Source organism: Streptomyces yunnanensis (assembly GCF_029011865.1).
Taxonomy (GTDB): Bacteria; Actinomycetota; Actinomycetes; order Streptomycetales; family Streptomycetaceae; genus Streptomyces; species Streptomyces yunnanensis.
Genome location: NZ_CP095749.1, coordinates 7,633,231 through 7,649,950, shown reverse-complemented (window position 1 = coordinate 7,649,950; position 16,720 = coordinate 7,633,231). Strand labels below are relative to the sequence as shown.

Below are 16,720 nucleotides of genomic sequence, written 5' to 3'. Positions count from 1 at the left end.
GCCCCTCGTTGACCTGCCGTAATGCAGGATCCTTGCGCAACCGCGGTGGAACGTTGCGCACGGCGGCGAAGGGCGGCGGAACGTTGCGCTCCACCTCAGTGAATCACGGTCCCGCCCGCAGAACGCAACCGGCCCCGCACCAGGTCGGTGCGGGGCCGGTGAGCGGCGCTGGCGGAGCCGGCAGCGGGCTCCTGGAGGTCAGCTCCAGCTGTTGTGCAGGGGCTTGCCCTCGGCGTAGCCGGCGGCGCTCTGCACGCCGACCACGGCCTTCTCGGCGAACTCCTCGACCGAGGCGGCGCCGGCGTAGGTGCAGGAGCTGCGGACGCCCGCGATGATCGAGTCGATCAGGTCCTCGACGCCGGGACGGGCCGGGTCGACGAACATCCGCGAGGTGGAGATGCCCTCCTCGAACAGCGCCTTGCGGGCGCGGTCGTAGGACGACTCCTCGCTGGTGCGGTTGCGCACCGCACGCGCGGAGGCCATGCCGAAGCTCTCCTTGTACGGCTGACCCTCGGCGGTGTGCTGGAGGTCGCCGGGCGACTCCAGGGTGCCCGCGAACCACGAGCCGATCATGACGTTGGACGCGCCCGCGGCCAGCGCCATGGCCACGTCGCGGGGGTGCCGGACACCGCCGTCGGCCCAGACGTGCTTGCCGTACTTGCGGGCCTCGGCGGCGCACTCCAGCACCGCGGAGAACTGCGGGCGGCCCACGCCGGTCATCATGCGGGTGGTGCACATCGCGCCGGGCCCGACACCGACCTTGATGATGTCCGCGCCGGCCTCGATGAGGTCGCGCACGCCGGCGGCGGCGACGATGTTGCCCGCGACGATCGGGACCTGCGGGTCCAGCGCTCGAACGGCCTTGATCGCGCTGATCATCGACTCCTGGTGGCCGTGCGCGGTGTCCACGACGAGCGTGTCCACGCCGGCTTCCAGCAGCGCCTTGGCCTTGCCGGCCACATCGCCGTTGATGCCCACGGCCGCCGCGATCCGCAGCTTGCCGTCCGCGTCCGTGGCGGGGGTGTACAGGGTGGCGCGCAGCGCGCCCTTGCGGGTCAGGATGCCGACCAGCATGCCGTCCGCGTCGACCGCGGGGGCCAGCTTGCGGTTGGCGGCGTCGAGGCGGTTGAACGCCTCGCGCGGGTCGATGTCCGCGTCCAGGACCAGCAGGTCCTTGGACATGACCTCGGACACCTGGGTGAAGCGGTCCACCCCGGCCAGGTCGTGCTCGGTGACGACACCGACCGGCCGGCCGCTCTCGACGACGATGCCCGCGCCGTGCGCGCGCTTGGGCAGCAGCGACAGCGCGTCCGCCACGGTCGAGACCGGGGACAGCACGATCGGCGTGTCCAGCACCAGGTGGCGCTGCTTGACCCAGGTGATGACGTCGGTGACGACGTCGATCGGGATGTCCTGCGGGATGACGACCAGGCCGCCGCGGCGGGCGACCGTCTCGGCCATGCGGCGGCCGGCGATCGCCGTCATGTTGGCGACCACGAGGGGGATCGTCGTGCCGGAGCCGTCGCGCGAGGCGAGGTCCACGGCCTGGCGGGAGCCCACCGACGAGCGGCTGGGCACCATGAAGACATCGTCGTAGGTCAGGTCGTAGGGCACCGAAGAACTCTCTTCGAGGGCGCCGTTCTTCGGATTGAGGAATCGCATACCGCCAGGATACGGGCCCTGACCAGGACTCATGTGATAGTCCTACGGCCACCCTGGGCCGTGTGTGCGATCCGCCAATCCGCGGTCCACCCACCGGGACGCCGCCTCACGGGACGCATGCGTCACGTCGCGGAACGACGCGGAACGGCGTCCCGTGGGGCCGTGCCCCCGGCTACGTCCCCTGCCGGCCGCGCCCGCCGGCCATGATCACCGAGAGCCCGGTGTCGGTGTCCCGCCAGTAGCCCACGGCGTCCGCCAGCACCTGCTCGAACACGCTCCAGTCCTCCGGCACAGCGCCCGCGTACCCCTGCCAGTCGGTGACGACCAGCAGCCGGCCGCGCGCCGGGGGGCACCAGGACAGATCGGTCAGACAGTCGGCCAGCGCGTCCCAGTTGTGGCCGAAGTACGCCGGGAAGTCCAGGGCGGCGGCGCACCGGTCGAGGAACCCGGCCTTGTCCGCGACCCCGTCGAGATCCAGCGCGGCAGCGCTCCAGCCGGCGTCCTCGGCCGCGGCCAGGGCGTCCGCCACCGGGCGGTCGGCCGGCCAGGGCAGCACCCCCGCCGGCGTCCGCCCGTCGAGCACCGCGGCCAGTGCCGGGGGTACCTCGGGGCTCACCGCAGCACCGCCTTGAAGTTCTTGTAGTGGTCGTCGGTGTAGAAGAACTCGTGGTGCTTGCCGGTGATCAGGCGGCGGGCGCCGCGGTTGCGGGCGCCCGGGGTGTCGACCGTGTACTCGTGGTAGTAGCCGCGCGGCTCGCTGGGCAGCCGCTTCTCGTAGTTGCCGAAGACGGTGCCGTCCTTCGGGTACGGGAACGGCCCGCCGGCGTCGATCAGCTTGAGGGTGTGCTGCGCCTCGGCGGGCAGCCGGCCGACCGGGACGGTCGGCAGGCCCTTCGCCCAGCCCGGTGCGGTGGTGCCGCCGGACGGCCGGCTGGCGGACGCGGACGGCCGGTGCGTGCCGGCCGAACTCCCTTTGCCGTCACCGCCGGTGGAACAACCGGTCAGGACGAGGAGCAGCGCGGCGAACAGCGCGCCGACAAGGGCGGCGGCCCGGCGCGGGGCGGTGTGGATCAGCATGCGCCGATGCTGTCACAGCCACGCGCGGGCTGCTCGCCGGCGGGCGCCGGGGACCCGCTTCACTTCCCGTCGGGGTCCGCCCGGTCCAGGGCCGGCCGCGGGCCGGGACCGGTCTCCAGCAGCAGGTGGTCGGCGGCCGCGGTGTCCGTCACCAGGCTCGTCACAAGCCCGGAGCGGAGCACCGCGCCGATGGCCGCGGCCTTGCGCCGGCCGCCGGCGATCGCCACGACCTCCGGGATGCGGCGCAGCCGGTCCGCCTCGACGGTGATGCACCGCTCCCCGAGGTCACGGCCGACCCGCCGGCCCTCGGCGTCGAAGAGGTGCGAGGACGACTCGGCGACCGCGCCCAGCGAGGCGTAGTGCTCCCGCTCCTCCTCCGACAGCATGTCGTAGACGGTCGAGACGCCCGGCTCCCAGGAGCCGATGGAGACGCAGGCGACGGTGACCTTGTCGAAGTACTCGAAGGCGCGGGCGATGCCGGTCTGGCCGCGCAGCGCGGCGGCGGTCGCCGAGTCGGGCAGCAGCATCGGCGCGTAGATCGGGTGCGCCTCGCCACCGGAGACGTCGGCCGCGCGGCGCACCGCCTCGACCGAGCCGCGGTCGGCGGTGCCGGCGTCGTAGACCCCGGTCAGCTGGACGACGGTGCACGGCGGGAGGTGGTGCAGCGCCGCCGCCATGTGGATCATCGAGCGGCCCCAGGCGAGGCCCAGCACATCGCCCTCGGCGACGAGTTCGCCGAGGAGGTCGGCGGCCACCTCGCCGAGGTTCTCCGGGTCAGCGGCGTCCTCCGAGGCGTCCGCGGGCGATTCGACGACGACCGCGTGCCGCAGGCCGTAGCGGGCACGCAGGGCGTCGGAGCGCTCCGCGTCCAGTTCGGAGGGCACCCGGATCTCGATCCGTACGAGATCACGCTCCAGGGCCGTCTCCAGGACACGGGCGACCTTGAAGCGGCTGACGCCGAACTCCTCCGCGATCTGGATCTTGGACTTGCCCTCGAGATAGAAGCGGCGGGCCATGGCCGCGGCCTGCACCAGCTCGGCGGGGCCCATTCCGGACTGCGGGCGGCTGGCTACCACGAAATTCTCCCCTTTTGCGCATCTGATCGAGTCTTTGCTCATCCTTTCAGAAACCCGAGGTGTACGGGGACCAAGAGCGGCACGACGGGCATGAACGCTCGGTTGCCACCAGGTCAACCGCCGGCACGCAGCGCGCCGGACGGTCCGGTCCCGGGCCCCGTGACGAGCCGGGCGACTCGATCAGTGGGCGCAGCCCCAGCTCGCGGCCGTCGCCGCCTCGGCCTTCTCCCGCAGGTCGCGGACGGCCTTGGCCGGATCGTCCGCGCCGTACACCGCGGAACCGGCCACGAACACGTCGGCGCCGGCCTCCGCGCACCGCTCGATGGTCTCCGCCGAGACCCCGCCGTCCACCTGGAGCCACATCTGAAGACCGTGCCGCGAGATGAGCTCCCGGGTGCGGCGGATCTTCGGCAGCATGATGTCCAGGAACGCCTGACCGCCGAAGCCGGGCTCGACGGTCATGATCAGCAGCATGTCGAGTTCGGGCAGCAGGTCCTCGAACGGCTCGATCGGGGTCGCCGGCTTCAGCGCCATCGACGCCCGCGCACCCTTGGCCCGGATCTCCCGCGCCAGCCGCACCGGCGCCCCGGCCGCCTCCGCGTGGAAGGTGACCGAGCCGGCCCCGGCCTCCACGTACTGCGGCGCCCAGCGGTCCGGGTCCTCGATCATCAGGTGCAGGTCGAGGGGGGTGTCCGTCGCCTTGCTCAGCGACTCGACGATCGGCACGCCGAGCGTGAGGTTGGGGACGAAGTGGTTGTCCATCACGTCGACATGGAGCCAGTCGGCGCCCTCGACGGCCCTCGCCTCCTCGGCGAGGCGGGCGAAGTCCGCGGACAGGATGCTGGGGTTGATCAAGGCCATGCCCCCAGTATGGCGGTCCCGTCACGGACCGACCGCGCCGGGCCGCGAGAGCCCCGTCACCCCGGCGGCACCGGGCCGCCCCGGCCGGACGCGCGGCCCGGCCGGGGCGGACGAGGTGGTGCTACGGTGCTCAGCCCCGCAGGGCCGCCAGCGCCTGGTTCAGCGTCTTCGAGGGACGCATCACCGCGGACGCCTTGGCCGGGTCGGGGCGGAAGTAGCCGCCGATGTCGACCGGGGAGCCCTGCACCGCGATCAGCTCGTCGACGATGGTCTGCTCCTGCTCGGTCAGCGTCTTGGCCAGCGGCCCGAACGCCTCGGCGAGCTGCGCGTCGTCGGTCTGCTTGGCCAGCTCCTGGGCCCAGTAGAGCGCCAGGTAGAAGTGGCTGCCGCGGTTGTCGATGCCGCCCAGCTTGCGGCTCGGCGACTTGTTCTCGTTGAGGAACGAACCGGTCGCGCGGTCGAGGGTGTCGGCGAGGACCTTGGCACGGGTGTTGTCCGTGGTCGTCGCGAGGTGCTCGAAGCTGACCGCGAGCGCGAGGAACTCGCCCAGGCTGTCCCAGCGCAGGTAGTTCTCCTTGACCAGCTGCTGGACGTGCTTGGGCGCGGAACCACCGGCACCGGTCTCGAACAGGCCGCCGCCGTTCATCAGCGGGACGACCGAGAGCATCTTGGCGCTGGTGCCCAGCTCCAGGATCGGGAACAGGTCGGTCAGGTAGTCGCGCAGGACGTTGCCGGTGACCGAGATGGTGTCCGCGCCGCGGCGGATCCGCTCCAGGGAGAACGCGGTCGCCTCGACCGGGGCCAGGATCTTGATCTCCAGGCCCTCGGTGTCGTGCTCCGGGAGGTAGGCGTTGATCTTCGCGATCAGCTGGGCGTCGTGCGCGCGGGTCTCGTCGAGCCAGAACACCGCCGGGTCGCCGGTGGCGCGGGCGCGGCTGACGGCCAGCTTGACCCAGTCCTTGATCGGCGCGTCCTTGGTCTGGCAGGCGCGGAAGATGTCACCGGCGGCGACGGCCTGCTCGATGACGACGTTGCCCTGCGCGTCGACCAGGCGGACGGTGCCCGCGGCCGCGACCTCGAAGGTCTTGTCGTGGGAGCCGTACTCCTCGGCCTTCTGCGCCATCAGGCCGACGTTCGGCACCGAGCCCATGGTGGCCGGGTCGAACGCGCCGTGCGCCCGGCAGTCGTCGATGACGGCCTGGTAGATGCCGGCGTAGCTGCTGTCGGGGAGCACCGCGAGGGTGTCCGCCTCCTGGCCGTCCGGGCCCCACATGTGGCCGGAGGTGCGGATCATCGCGGGCATGGACGCGTCCACGATGACGTCGCTGGGGACGTGCAGGTTGGTGATGCCGCGGTCGGAGTCGACCATGGCCAGCTCCGGGCCCTCGGCCAGCTCGGCGTCGAAGGACGCCTTGATCTCGGCGCCGTTGGACAGCGCCTCCAGGCCCTTGAAGATGCCGCCGAGGCCGTCGTTCGGGGTGAGGCCGGCCGCGGCCAGTGCCTCGCCGTACTGGGCGAAGGTCTTGGGGAAGAAGGCCCGTACGACGTGGCCGAAGACGATCGGGTCGGAGACCTTCATCATCGTGGCCTTCAGGTGCACGGAGAACAGCACACCCTCCGCCTTGGCGCGCACGACCTGGGCGGCGAGGAACTCACGGAGCTGGGCGACGCGCATGACGGAGGCGTCCACCACCTCGCCCGCGAGCACCGGCACGGACTCGCGCAGCACGGTGGTGGTGCCGTCCTCGGCCACCAGCTCGATGCGCAGGGAGCCGTCCTCGGCGATCACGGCGGACTTCTCGGTGGCGCGGAAGTCGTTCTCGCCCATGGTCGCGACGTTGGTCTTGGAGTCGGCGGTCCAGGCACCCATGCGGTGCGGGTGCGCCTTGGCGTAGTTCTTCACCGACGCGGGCGCCCGGCGGTCCGAATTGCCCTCGCGCAGCACGGGGTTGACGGCGCTGCCCTTGACCTTGTCGTAGCGGGCGCGGGTCTCGCGCTCCTCGTCGGTCTTCGGGTCGTCCGGGTAGTCCGGCAGCGCGTAGCCCTGCTCCTGGAGCTCGGCGATGGCCGCCTTGAGCTGCGGGATGGAGGCCGAGATGTTCGGCAGCTTGATGATGTTCGCGCCGGGGGTCTTGGCCAGCTGGCCGAGCTCCGCGAGAGCGTCGGCGATCCGCTGGTCCTCCTTCAGGCGCTCGGGGAAGCTGGCGATGATCCGGCCCGACAGGGAGATGTCGCGGGTCTCCAGCGTCACCCCGGCCTTCGCGGCGTACGCCTCCACCACCGGCAGGAACGAGTACGTCGCCAGGGCCGGGGCCTCGTCAGTGTGGGTGTAAATGATGGTCGAGTCAGTCACCGGGTACTCCGCTCCATCCACGTCTCAAATATTGCTCGACGTCAAGATATCAAGATTGCTCGACATCAAGATATCTGGTGCCCCGATCCGCTCCCGCGGCGGTGCGGCCCCTCGTACGACCGGGGCCGCCCACCGCGGGAACGGGCCCGTCAGCCGGTCCGCCGCAACAGCGCCAGATACATCGCGTCGGTCCCGTGCCGATGCGGCCACAGCTGGACGTCCGGCCCGTCGCCGAGCTCCGGAACACCCGGCATCAGCGGCCGGGCGTCGATCCACTCGGCCTCGACCGCCGGGCCGCCGCGCCCCTTGAGGACGTCCTCCACCACCGCCCGGGTCTCCGCCGGATGCGGCGAACAGGTCGCATAGCCGACCACGCCGCCGACCCGCACCGCCGCCAGTGCCTGCCGCAGCAGCTCCCGCTGGAGCGGCGCGAAGCCGTCCAGGTCCTCGGGGCGGCGCCGCCAGCGCGCCTCGGGCCGGCGGCGCAGCGCGCCCAGACCGGTGCACGGCACGTCCACCAGCACACGGTCGAAGGCACCCGGCCGCCACGCCGGACGCGTGCCGTCGGCGGCGATCACCGCGTACGGCCCGGGGTTGCCCTCCAACGCCCGGGCCACCAGCCGGGCCCGGTGCGGCTGCTTCTCCGACGCCAGCAGCGCCGCGCCCCGCTGCGCCGCCAGCGCGGCCAGCAGCGCCGCCTTGCCGCCCGGTCCCGCGCAGCCGTCCAGCCAGGTGCGGTCCGGGCCGTCCAGCGGCGCGCCGGCCAGCGCCAGCGCGACCAACTGGCTGCCCTCGTCCTGCACTCCGGCGCGCCCCTCGCGCACCGCGTCCAGCGCGCCCGGCTCCCCGCCCTCGGCGAGCCGGACCGCGTACGGCGACCACCGGCCCGGCACCGCGCCGTCCTCGCCCGCGGCCGCCAGCAGTTCCGCCGCCGTGGACCGGCCGGGCCGCGCCACCAGCGTCACCTCGGGGCGCTCGTTGTCCGCGGCCAACAGCTCCTCGATGCCCGCGCGACCGCCGCCCAGGGCGTCCCAGAGCGCGGAGACGACCCAGCGCGGGTGCGCGTGCACGATCCCCAGGTGCTCCTCGGGATCCTCGTCGTACTCCGGCGCCACCCGCTCCAGCCAGTCGTCCAGATCGTGCGCCGTGACCTTGCGCAGCACCGCGTTGACGAACTTCGCCCGGCCGTCGCCGAGCACCACCCTGGCCAGCTCCACGGTGGCGCTGACCGCGGCGTGCGGCGGGATCCGGGTGCCGAGCAACTGGTGTGCGCCGAGCGTCAGCACGTCCAGCACCGGCGGGTCCACCTCGCGCAGCGGCCGGTCCACGCAGCGCGCCAGGATCGCGTCGTAGGTGCCCTGGCGGCGCAGCGAACCGTAGACCAACTCGGTGGCCAGCGCCGCGTCCCGGGCGTCGAAGTCGCCGGCCTCCCGCGCCTTGCGCAGCAGCGGCGGCAGGACCAGATTCGCGTACGCGTCCCGCTCGTCCACGGCCCGCAGCGCCTCGAACGCGAGGATCCGGACCGGGTCCTTCTTCGGGCGGCGGTAGGGCTTGCGGGTGCCGTGACGACGCGGCGGCTGCTGACTCACAGAAAGGTGCTCCGGTATTACGGGACGGGGTCCGCCCCAGCCTACGCGGGCCGGAAGCCGGCGGCGCGGGCGGACGGCCCCCGGCGGCGCACCGCAGAAGCGCCCTAGTCGCCCAGGCGCTCCCCGGCCGCGATCCGCACGCCGCGCGCCCAGTCCGCGGCCTGCATGGGCTTCTTGCCCTGCGGCTGGACCCAGAGCAGCTGCACGGGGTGGCTGCCGCTGCCGACGTGCACCGTCTTCTTGGTGACGCCCAGTTCGCCCGGCTCCAGGGCCGGTCCGTCGTGCCCGGCGGCCGGCGCGGCCGCCATCACCTTCAGCCGCTCGCCGCGGAAGACCGTCCAGGCGCCGGGCGCCGGCGCACACCCGCGGACCACCCGGTCCACCCGCAGCGCGGGCGCCGTCCAGTCGATCCGGGCGTCCTCGACCTCGATCTTCGGGGCGAGGGTGACCCCCTCCGCCGGCTGCGGCACCGCCTTGAGGGTGCCGTCCTCGATGCCGTCCATCGTGGCGACGAGCAGACCGGAACCGGCGAACGCCAGCCGGGTCAGCAGATCGCCGCTGGTGTCCGCGGACCGGATCTCCTCGGTGAGCACCCCGTACACCGGGCCGGAGTCCAGCCCCTGCTCGATCTGGAAGGTGGTGGCGCCGGTGATCTCGTCGCCGGCGAGCACCGCGTGCTGCACCGGCGCGGCGCCCCGCCACGCCGGCAGCAGCGAGAAGTGCAGATTGACCCAGCCGTGGGTCGGGATGTCCAGCGCCGCCTTGGGCAGCAGCGCTCCGTAGGCGACCACCGGGCAGCAGTCCGGCGCGATCTCCCGCAGCCGGGCGAGGAAGTCCTCGTCCCGCGGCTTGACGGGCTTGAGCACCTCGATGCCGGCCTCCTCCGCGCGCTCGGCGACGGGGCTGGCGACCAGCCGGCGGCCCCGCCCGGCCGGCGCGTCGGGCCGGGTCACCACGGCCACCACCTCGTGCCGGTCCGAGGCGATCAGGGCATCGAGAGCGGGTACGGCGACCTCGGGGGTACCGGCGAAGACAAGCCTCATGGGTGACGGACTACCTCTCACGCGCTGCGGAACGACGCACCAGTCTATGGGCCTTGGCGCAGGTCATGGGCCGGAACGCCAGGGGGCGTGCGAAGTCGCCCGCGCCCCGCGCACACGCTCGTACGCCCCTGCACCGTGACCAGAGTCGCTGCTGGCGCGTTGGTCAAGCAGCATTGACCGCTTCACGGGCCGCTTTGGCGGCCCGATCGCTTTCCCCCTTCCTTTCCACGCCGGTTCGAGAGGCTTGCTCATGGCCGACCACGCAACCCACGACGCCCAGGCGCGCGCCAGCCTGCATCTCCTGGTGCGGGACATCGAGCGGGTCCGCCGGCAGGTGGACGCCCTGCGCACGCTCACCGCGCAGCTCGGCAACGTCTACCGGCCGCGGCGCACCGGCCCCTCCGCGGGCTTCGTCGTCTACGGACGGGCACCCGCCCCCACCGTGCGCCTCGCCCAGGAGCTGCGCGACAGCGTCGAGACGCTCGTCACCGCGGCAGTCGACTTCGACCGTTCGCTGGGCTTCTCCTGGGACGCGGTGGGCTCCGCGCTCGGCGTCACCAAGCAGGCGGTGCACCGGCGTTACGGCGCCCGGCGGGCCGCCACCCAGCCGTCCGGCGACAGCGGCGACGAGGCGGTGCGCTCCCCGGACGCCTCGGCGGCCTCCGCTGCCCGCGCGGTCAGCATGGCCGGCGGCCTGACCGGCCCCGCCGCCGTCCCCGCCGCCCGCTCCATGCCCACCCAGCCCACCGCGTCCTCCCGCGACGAGGCCCGCCCCGGCGCCTTCCCCGGCCCCCGCAACGGCTGAACGACTCCCCCGCCCCCGGACACCACGCCCCGTGCCGCACCGCGCGCCGGCACCCGGGACCGCCTGCCGACTACGGTCCCGGTGCGCTGCATGGTGCGACACCGGGCCGTTCGCGCGCGCGGCCGACGCGGCGCCCACCGGACCGCGCGGCGCCCCTCAGCCCAGGTCCAGCGGATCGACCCGCACCCGGAGCGGCTGCCCCTCCCGCTTGACCAGCCGGGCCGCCTGCGCCGCCTTCAGCGCCGCCGCCAGCGCCCCGCCCCGGCCCGGTCGGACCCGTACGAGCACCCGCTCCCACTCCTCGCCCGGCGGAGGATCCCCCGGCCGGCGGGGCCGTCCGGGATCCGGCACCGGCACCGGAACGGGGCCCAACACCTCGGCATCCGCAGGGAGTTCGGCCGCCGCCAACAGCCCCGCCACATCCTCGGCACGGCCCGCCACGGAAGCCATCCTCGACACCGGCGGGAACCCCAGCTCCGCCCGCTCGGCCAGCTCGCGGACCGCATGGCCGACCGGATCCCAGCGTACCAATGCCTGCACGGGCCGCAGCGTCGGCTCCGCGATCACCACCACCGTGCCGCCCTCCGCCTGGCCGCGGACCAGCGCCGCCGCGCCCAACCAGCGGCGCAGCGCCTCCTCACCGGCGCGGAGATCCGGCCGGCCCAGCAGCGCCCAGCCGTCCAGCAGCAGCGCCGCGGCATAGCCCGCGCCCTCGGCGAGCGGTTCGGCGCCGGGCGTGCTCACCACCAGCGCGGGCAGGTCGGGGACCGTCTCCAGGATGTGGTCCCGGCCCGAGGTGCGGACCGGCACGCCGGGAAACGCCCGCCCGAGCTCCTCCGCCGTCCGCCGCGCGCCGACGATCTGCGCCCGCAGCCGGGTGCCGCCGCACTCCGGGCAGGCCCAGTCCGGCGCCGCCTGCCCGCACCAGCCGCAGCACAGCGCGCTGCCCTGGCTCTGCGCCTCCAGCGGCCCCGCGCAGTGCCGGCACCGGGCCGGCTCCCGACAGCGCCCGCACGCCAGCCGGGGGACGTACCCCCGCCGGGGGACCTGCACCAGGACCGGCCCCCGGGCCAGTGCCTGGCGCGCCGTCTGCCAGGCGAGCGACGGCAGCCGGGCGGCGCGCGCCGCCTCGTCCCGCGCCTCCTCGGTCTCGTCGACGGTGCGGACCAGCGGCGCCACCCTGCGCACCACCTCGCGGTCGGCCGCCAGCGAGCGCGCCCAGCCGTTCTCCACCAGCTGGGTGGCCTCGACCGTGCGGCCCACGTCCCCGACCAGGCACGCGGCCTTCTCATGGACGGCACGGAGCAGGAGCACGTCCCGGGCGTGCGGATGCGGTGCGTGGATCTCGCTGTGGCTGCCATTGCCGTCGTCCCAGATGGCGACGAGCCCGAGGTCCGCGACCGGTGCGTACATGGCGGCGCGGGTCCCGACCACGGCCCGCACCGCGCCGCGGCGTATCGCCAGCCAGCGGCGGTAGCGCTCCTCGGGGCCCGACTCCGCCACCAGCAAGGTGTGCCGCCCCGACCCGATCAGCTCGGTCAGCGCCGCCTCGACCCGGGCCGCCGACCGCCCGTCGGGCATCACGACCAGGGCGCCGCGGCCGGACGCCAGGGTGGCGGCCACCGCGGTGGCGAGCTCGGCCGGCCAGTGCGGCCCCGGGAGGGCGGTCCACACGGCCCGTGGCGCGTCCCCACGGGCGAGCGCCTCCAGGAACGCCGGTCCGGCCGGATACCGGCTCCAGCTCGCCGGCGCCGGGGCCGCGGGCGGCGGCGGGGGCACCGGGAAGCGGGCCGCCTCGGCCTTGGCGTTCCGCGGTGGGAGGGCGAGTTGCAGGACGTCGGCGAGCGAGCCGGCGTAGCGGTCGGCCACCGCCCGGCACAGCGCCAGCAACGGCTCGCTGAGCACCGGCTCCGGCGAGACGACCTGGGCGAGCGCGGCGAGCGGCCCGCGGTAGTCGGACTCCGGGATCCGCTCGACGAGGTACCCGTCGAGCAGTCCCCCGCCCTCGCGGCGCCCCTCGCGCACCTTGCCGGTGCCCGCGCCGAACCGCACCCGCACCCGCACCCCGGGCTGGGCCTCGGCGTCCATGGCGGCGGGCACCGCGTAGTCCCAGAGCTTGTCCAGGTGCACGGGGCCCTTGTCCACCAGCACCCTTGCCACCGGCAGCCGGGGCGCCAGCGCGGCCCCCCGCCAGGTACGCGGCTTGGCCCGCTCCGCCTTCGTCTCCCGCACGGTCTCCCGGATCAGGGCCAGTTGCTCGCCCTGCTCCCCCGGTTCCCGCCCGTTCTCCCTGCTCACAGCAACCAGTCTTAGCAGACGGCACCGACAACGGCGGGTGCGCGGGAACGGCCGAGGGCCCCGGACCGACCAGCGGTCCGGGGCCCTCGGTGGTAGCCCTGGTGGTGCGGAGCCTTAGAGGCCAGCGGCCTTGCGGAGGGCCTCCACCCGGTCGGTGCGCTCCCAGGTGAAGTCCTCCAGCTCACGGCCGAAGTGGCCGTAGGCGGCGGTCTGGGAGTAGATCGGGCGGAGCAGGTCGAGGGCGCGGATGATCGCGGCCGGGCGGAGGTCGAAGACCTCGCCGATGGCCTGCTCGATCTTGTCGGTGTCGACCGCGTTGGTACCGAAGGTCTCGACGAAGAGACCGACCGGCTCGGCCTTGCCGATCGCGTAGGCGACCTGGACCTCGCAGCGCGAGGCGAGGCCGGCGGCGACCACGTTCTTGGCGACCCAGCGCATCGCGTACGCGGCGGAGCGGTCGACCTTGGACGGGTCCTTGCCGGAGAAGGCGCCGCCACCGTGGCGGGCCATGCCGCCGTAGGTGTCGATGATGATCTTGCGACCGGTCAGGCCGGCGTCGCCCATCGGGCCGCCGATCTCGAAGCGACCGGTCGGGTTGACCAGCAGGCGGTAGCCGTCGGTGTCCAGCTTGATGCCGTCCTCGACGAGCTCGTTGAGGACGTACTCGACGACGAACTCGCGGATGTCGGGCGCCAGCAGCGAGTCCAGGTCGATGTCGCTGGCGTGCTGGGAGGAGACCACCACGGTGTCGAGGCGGACGGCCTTGTTGCCGTCGTACTCGATGGTGACCTGGGTCTTGCCGTCAGGGCGGAGGTAGGGGATCGTCCCGTTCTTGCGGACCTCCGAGAGCCGGCGCGAGAGACGGTGCGCCAGGTAGATCGGGAGCGGCATCAGCTCGGGGGTCTCGTCGCAGGCGAAACCGAACATCAGGCCCTGGTCGCCCGCGCCCTGGCGGTCCAGCTCGTCGTCGTCGCCCTCGACGCGGAACTCGTGGGCGGTGTCGACACCCTGGGCGATGTCCGGGGACTGCGCGCCGATGGACACCGACACGCCGCAGGAGGCACCGTCGAAGCCCTTCTTGGACGAGTCGTAGCCGATCTCCAGAATCTTGTTCCGGACAAGGTTGGGGATGTCGGCGTACGCCTTGGTCGTCACCTCGCCGGCGACGTGCACCAGGCCGGTGGTGATCAACGTCTCCACGGCGACCCGGGAAGTCGGGTCCTCCTTCAGGAGCGCGTCGAGAATCGTGTCGCTGATCTGGTCAGCGATCTTGTCGGGGTGGCCCTCGGTGACGGACTCCGAGGTGAACAGGCGGCGGGACACATCGCTCCCTGGGGTTGCAGCGGCTGCTGGCTGATCATTTAGCGGAACGGCCGAGAGCTGCGCTCGGCCGGATCCGCTGCCAGTTTATCGGTCGAATGTGGCGTCCGGGCAATCAGTCTCGATTTATGGAACCCCCGTGACCTGGGACACCACTGACTCACGGTAGTGACGATCACCTTGCGGATCGGTCGGGTCAAGGGGGCACACCGATTTTTGGTGGCCGAATACGCATCCTCGGCGGCCCGCCACGGAGGTTCCGTACGGGTCGGCGGCGTCAGGGGCGGGACTCGGCCAGTCGGGGGACGACCAGGTCCCAGACGGTGTCCGCGAGGGCTTCTTTCGGACCGTACGGGACGGGGGTCTCGGTGCCGTCAGTGGCCAGGATCACGGCCTCGTTCTCAGTCGAGCCGAAGGTCTTGTGCTCGCCGACCTCGTTGACGACCAGGAGGTCGCAGCCCTTGCGGGCGAGCTTGGCGCGGCCGTTGGCGAGCACGTCGTCGGTCTCGGCGGCGAAGCCGACGACCAGCTGGCCGGGGCGGGCCCGGTCGGCGGAGAGCTCGGCGAGGATGTCCGGATTCCGTACCAGGGCGACCGGTTCCGGCTCCTGGCCCTCCTGCTTCTTGATCTTGCCGGTGGCGTAGACGGCGGGGCGGAAGTCGGCGACCGCGGCGGCCATCACCACCGCGTCGGCGTCCGCGGCGGCCTTCAGCACGGCCTCGCGCAGCTGCCGGGCGGTGCCGATGCGGACCACGTCCACGCCGGCCGGGTCGGGCAGCTCGGTGTTGCCGGCGACCAGGGTGACCCGGGCGCCGCGGGCCGCGGCGGTGCGGGCGAGGGCGTAGCCCTGCTTGCCGGAGGAGCGGTTGCCCAGGTAGCGCACCGGGTCCAGCGGCTCGCGGGTGCCGCCGGCGCTGACCACGACGTGGCGGCCGGCCAGGTCCTGCGGCAGGCCCTTGGCACCACGGGCCAGCACGTGGCGGCACAGCTCGAAGATCTCCACCGGGTCGGGGAAGCGGCCCTTGCCGGTGTCGACGCCGGTGAGCCGGCCCACCGCGGGCTCGATGACCAGCGCGCCGCGGCGCCGCAGCGTGGCGACGTTCTCCTGGGTGGCGGGGTTCTCCCACATCTCGGTGTGCATCGCGGGCGCGAAGATCACCGGGCAGCGGGCGGTGAGCAGGGTGTTGGTCAGCAGGTCGTCGGCGAGGCCGTGGGCGGCCTTGGCCAGCATGTCGGCGGTGGCCGGGGCGACCACGACGAGGTCGGCGGCCTGACCGATGCGGACGTGCGGGACCTCGTGGACGGACTCCCAGACCTCGGTGGTGGCCGGGTTGCCGGACAGCGCCGACCAGGTGGCCTCCCCGACGAAGTGCAGCGCCGAGGCGGTCGGCACGACGCGCACGTCGTGGCCGGACTCCGTGAGCCGGCGCAGCAGCTCGCACGCCTTGTAGGCGGCGATCCCGCCGCTCACCCCCAGGACGACCCTGGGTCGCTCCCGCTTGTCCATCGTTTCCCCGCTCCCCGAGCCTAGGTCCGCACGCATGACCCTCAACCTATGCCCTCCCGGCACACCAAGGGCCCGGCAGGGGCACCCCCAACGTGGAGCTGGGGGAACCTGCCGGGCCCTTGGTGAGGGTTGCGGTGCCGCTTACTGGCCGGCCGGGCCCTCGATGGCCTCCGAGGTCAGCAGACCGGCGTTGATCTCGCGGAGCGCGATCGACAGCGGCTTCTCGTGCACGTGGGTGTCGACCAGCGGGCCGACGTACTCCAGCAGGCCCTCGCCGAGCTGGGAGTAGTACGCGTTGATCTGGCGCGCACGCTTGGCGGCGTAGATCACGAGGCTGTACTTCGAGTCGGTGGCCTCGAGCAGCTCATCAATGGGCGGGTTGATGATGCCCTCGGGTGCGGTGATGGAAGAGGACACTCTCTACCTTCCGAAAGGGGATGAAGCAGGTGATGGCGCACAGGCGCCGAAATCCGTGGCGCCGCGATCGGGACCGGAGTCAGTCGCCGGTGGTCCGGTCTTCAGGGCGGCGCAGCATCAAGGCTAGCAGCTCACGGCTGACGTCCTCGACGGAGGTGTTGACGAGCGTCACGTCGAACTCCTTCTCCGCCGCGAGTTCGATCCGGGCCGCCTCCAGGCGCCGGTCGATGACCTCGGGCGCCTCCGTGCCGCGGCCGGTGAGCCGGCGGACCAGCTCCTCCCAGCTCGGCGGGGCCAGGAAGACCAGATTGGCGTCCGACATGGACTCGCGCACCTGACGGGCGCCCTGCAGGTCGATCTCCAGCAGGACCGGCTCGCCGGCCTCCAGCCGGTCCAGCACCGCCTTGCGCGGGGTGCCGTAGCGGTTGCCGGCGAACTCGGCCCATTCCAGCAGCTCACCGTTGGCGATGAGCTTGTCGAACTCCTCGTCCTCGACGAAGAAGTACTGGACGCCGTGACGCTCCCCCGGGCGCGGCCTACGGGTGGTGGCCGAGACCGAGAGCCAGATTTCCGGATGGACCTTGCGCAGATGCGCGACGACCGTGCTCTTGCCGACCCCCGAGGGGCCGGAGAGCACGGTCAGGCGCGGTTGTCTGGCCGGGGGTACGGGGGCGGACCCCCGGGAGACTGCTGAACTCATGCAGCGATTATT

General features: G+C 73.1%; 14 protein-coding genes. 1 reads left to right on the top strand and 13 read right to left on the bottom strand.

Annotated features, from left to right (window positions below; all coding sequences use genetic code 11):
• Positions 1-198: 198 nt before the first annotated feature.
• The 8 genes from MOV08_RS33465 to fmt all read right to left on the bottom strand — a co-directional run bounded on the left by MOV08_RS33465 (position 199) and on the right by fmt (position 9,661).
• Positions 199-1,662 (bottom strand): GuaB1 family IMP dehydrogenase-related protein, encoded by a 1,464-nt coding sequence (locus MOV08_RS33465; protein WP_039638048.1) that lies wholly within the window; start codon positions 1,660-1,662, stop codon positions 199-201.
• 172 nt (positions 1,663-1,834) lie between these two features.
• The gene (locus MOV08_RS33460) at positions 1,835-2,278 is read right to left on the bottom strand and encodes a barstar family protein (protein ID WP_039638047.1); all 444 of its coding nucleotides are present in this window, start codon (positions 2,276-2,278) and stop codon (positions 1,835-1,837) included.
• Positions 2,275-2,739: a guanyl-specific ribonuclease gene (locus MOV08_RS33455; RefSeq protein WP_275310015.1), complete on the bottom strand. Its 465-nt coding sequence runs from the start codon at positions 2,737-2,739 to the stop codon at positions 2,275-2,277. The genes MOV08_RS33460 and MOV08_RS33455 overlap by 4 nt, the downstream gene beginning before the upstream one ends.
• Before the next feature lie 59 nt (positions 2,740-2,798).
• Positions 2,799-3,788: a sugar-binding transcriptional regulator gene (locus MOV08_RS33450; protein ID WP_018539853.1), complete on the bottom strand. Its 990-nt coding sequence runs from the start codon at positions 3,786-3,788 to the stop codon at positions 2,799-2,801.
• A 207-nt stretch (positions 3,789-3,995) separates the two neighbouring features.
• Positions 3,996-4,676: a ribulose-phosphate 3-epimerase gene (rpe, locus tag MOV08_RS33445; RefSeq protein WP_039638046.1), complete on the bottom strand. Its 681-nt coding sequence runs from the start codon at positions 4,674-4,676 to the stop codon at positions 3,996-3,998.
• Between the two features lie 130 nt (positions 4,677-4,806).
• Positions 4,807-7,029, bottom strand: a complete 2,223-nt coding sequence (locus MOV08_RS33440; protein WP_275310014.1) for an NADP-dependent isocitrate dehydrogenase — start codon at positions 7,027-7,029, stop codon at positions 4,807-4,809.
• A gap of 149 nt (positions 7,030-7,178) precedes the next feature.
• Positions 7,179-8,618, bottom strand: coding sequence for an RsmB/NOP family class I SAM-dependent RNA methyltransferase (locus tag MOV08_RS33435; protein ID WP_275310013.1), 1,440 nt, complete (start codon positions 8,616-8,618; stop codon positions 7,179-7,181).
• Positions 8,619-8,722: 104 nt separating this feature from the next.
• Positions 8,723-9,661: a methionyl-tRNA formyltransferase gene (gene fmt / locus MOV08_RS33430; RefSeq protein ID WP_275310012.1), complete on the bottom strand. Its 939-nt coding sequence runs from the start codon at positions 9,659-9,661 to the stop codon at positions 8,723-8,725.
• Between the two features lie 250 nt (positions 9,662-9,911).
• Here fmt and MOV08_RS33425 point away from each other — a divergent pair, with 250 nt between their 5' ends.
• Positions 9,912-10,466: a hypothetical protein gene (locus tag MOV08_RS33425; protein WP_039638042.1), complete on the top strand. Its 555-nt coding sequence runs from the start codon at positions 9,912-9,914 to the stop codon at positions 10,464-10,466.
• Positions 10,467-10,622: 156 nt separating this feature from the next.
• On the opposite strand, the gene MOV08_RS33420 is transcribed toward MOV08_RS33425, so the two are convergent.
• The 5 genes from MOV08_RS33420 to gmk all read right to left on the bottom strand — a co-directional run bounded on the left by MOV08_RS33420 (position 10,623) and on the right by gmk (position 16,708).
• A complete protein-coding gene (locus MOV08_RS33420; protein ID WP_078875983.1) occupies positions 10,623-12,764 on the bottom strand; it encodes a primosomal protein N' in 2,142 nt (713 codons plus the stop codon).
• A 114-nt stretch (positions 12,765-12,878) separates the two neighbouring features.
• Positions 12,879-14,087, bottom strand: coding sequence for a methionine adenosyltransferase (gene metK / locus MOV08_RS33415; protein ID WP_039638041.1), 1,209 nt, complete (start codon positions 14,085-14,087; stop codon positions 12,879-12,881).
• A 274-nt stretch (positions 14,088-14,361) separates the two neighbouring features.
• A complete protein-coding gene (gene coaBC / locus MOV08_RS33410; protein ID WP_275311977.1) occupies positions 14,362-15,591 on the bottom strand; it encodes a bifunctional phosphopantothenoylcysteine decarboxylase/phosphopantothenate--cysteine ligase CoaBC in 1,230 nt (409 codons plus the stop codon).
• 141 nt (positions 15,592-15,732) lie between these two features.
• The gene (gene rpoZ, locus MOV08_RS33405; RefSeq protein WP_039638039.1) at positions 15,733-16,008 is read right to left on the bottom strand and encodes a DNA-directed RNA polymerase subunit omega; all 276 of its coding nucleotides are present in this window, start codon (positions 16,006-16,008) and stop codon (positions 15,733-15,735) included.
• Positions 16,009-16,087: 79 nt separating this feature from the next.
• Positions 16,088-16,708 (bottom strand): guanylate kinase, encoded by a 621-nt coding sequence (gene gmk / locus MOV08_RS33400; protein ID WP_052287018.1) that lies wholly within the window; start codon positions 16,706-16,708, stop codon positions 16,088-16,090.
• Between the last annotated feature and the right edge of the window lie 12 nt (positions 16,709-16,720).

What these genes read in the sequence shown, in the direction of transcription:
- MOV08_RS33465 (WP_039638048.1), bottom strand. Translation starts at nt 1,662, where the DNA reads ATGCGATTCCTCAATCCGAAGAACGGCGCCCTCGAAGAGAGTTCTTCG.
- MOV08_RS33455 (WP_275310015.1), bottom strand. Translation starts at nt 2,739, where the DNA reads ATGCTGATCCACACCGCCCCGCGCCGGGCCGCCGCCCTTGTCGGCGCG.
- MOV08_RS33450 (WP_018539853.1), bottom strand. Translation starts at nt 3,788, where the DNA reads ATGGGCCCCGCCGAGCTGGTGCAGGCCGCGGCCATGGCCCGCCGCTTC.
- rpe (WP_039638046.1), bottom strand. Translation starts at nt 4,676, where the DNA reads ATGGCCTTGATCAACCCCAGCATCCTGTCCGCGGACTTCGCCCGCCTC.
- fmt (WP_275310012.1), bottom strand. Translation starts at nt 9,661, where the DNA reads ATGAGGCTTGTCTTCGCCGGTACCCCCGAGGTCGCCGTACCCGCTCTC.
- MOV08_RS33425 (WP_039638042.1), top strand. Translation starts at nt 9,912, where the DNA reads ATGGCCGACCACGCAACCCACGACGCCCAGGCGCGCGCCAGCCTGCAT.
- coaBC (WP_275311977.1), bottom strand. Translation starts at nt 15,591, where the DNA reads ATGGACAAGCGGGAGCGACCCAGGGTCGTCCTGGGGGTGAGCGGCGGG.
- gmk (WP_052287018.1), bottom strand. Translation starts at nt 16,708, where the DNA reads ATGAGTTCAGCAGTCTCCCGGGGGTCCGCCCCCGTACCCCCGGCCAGA.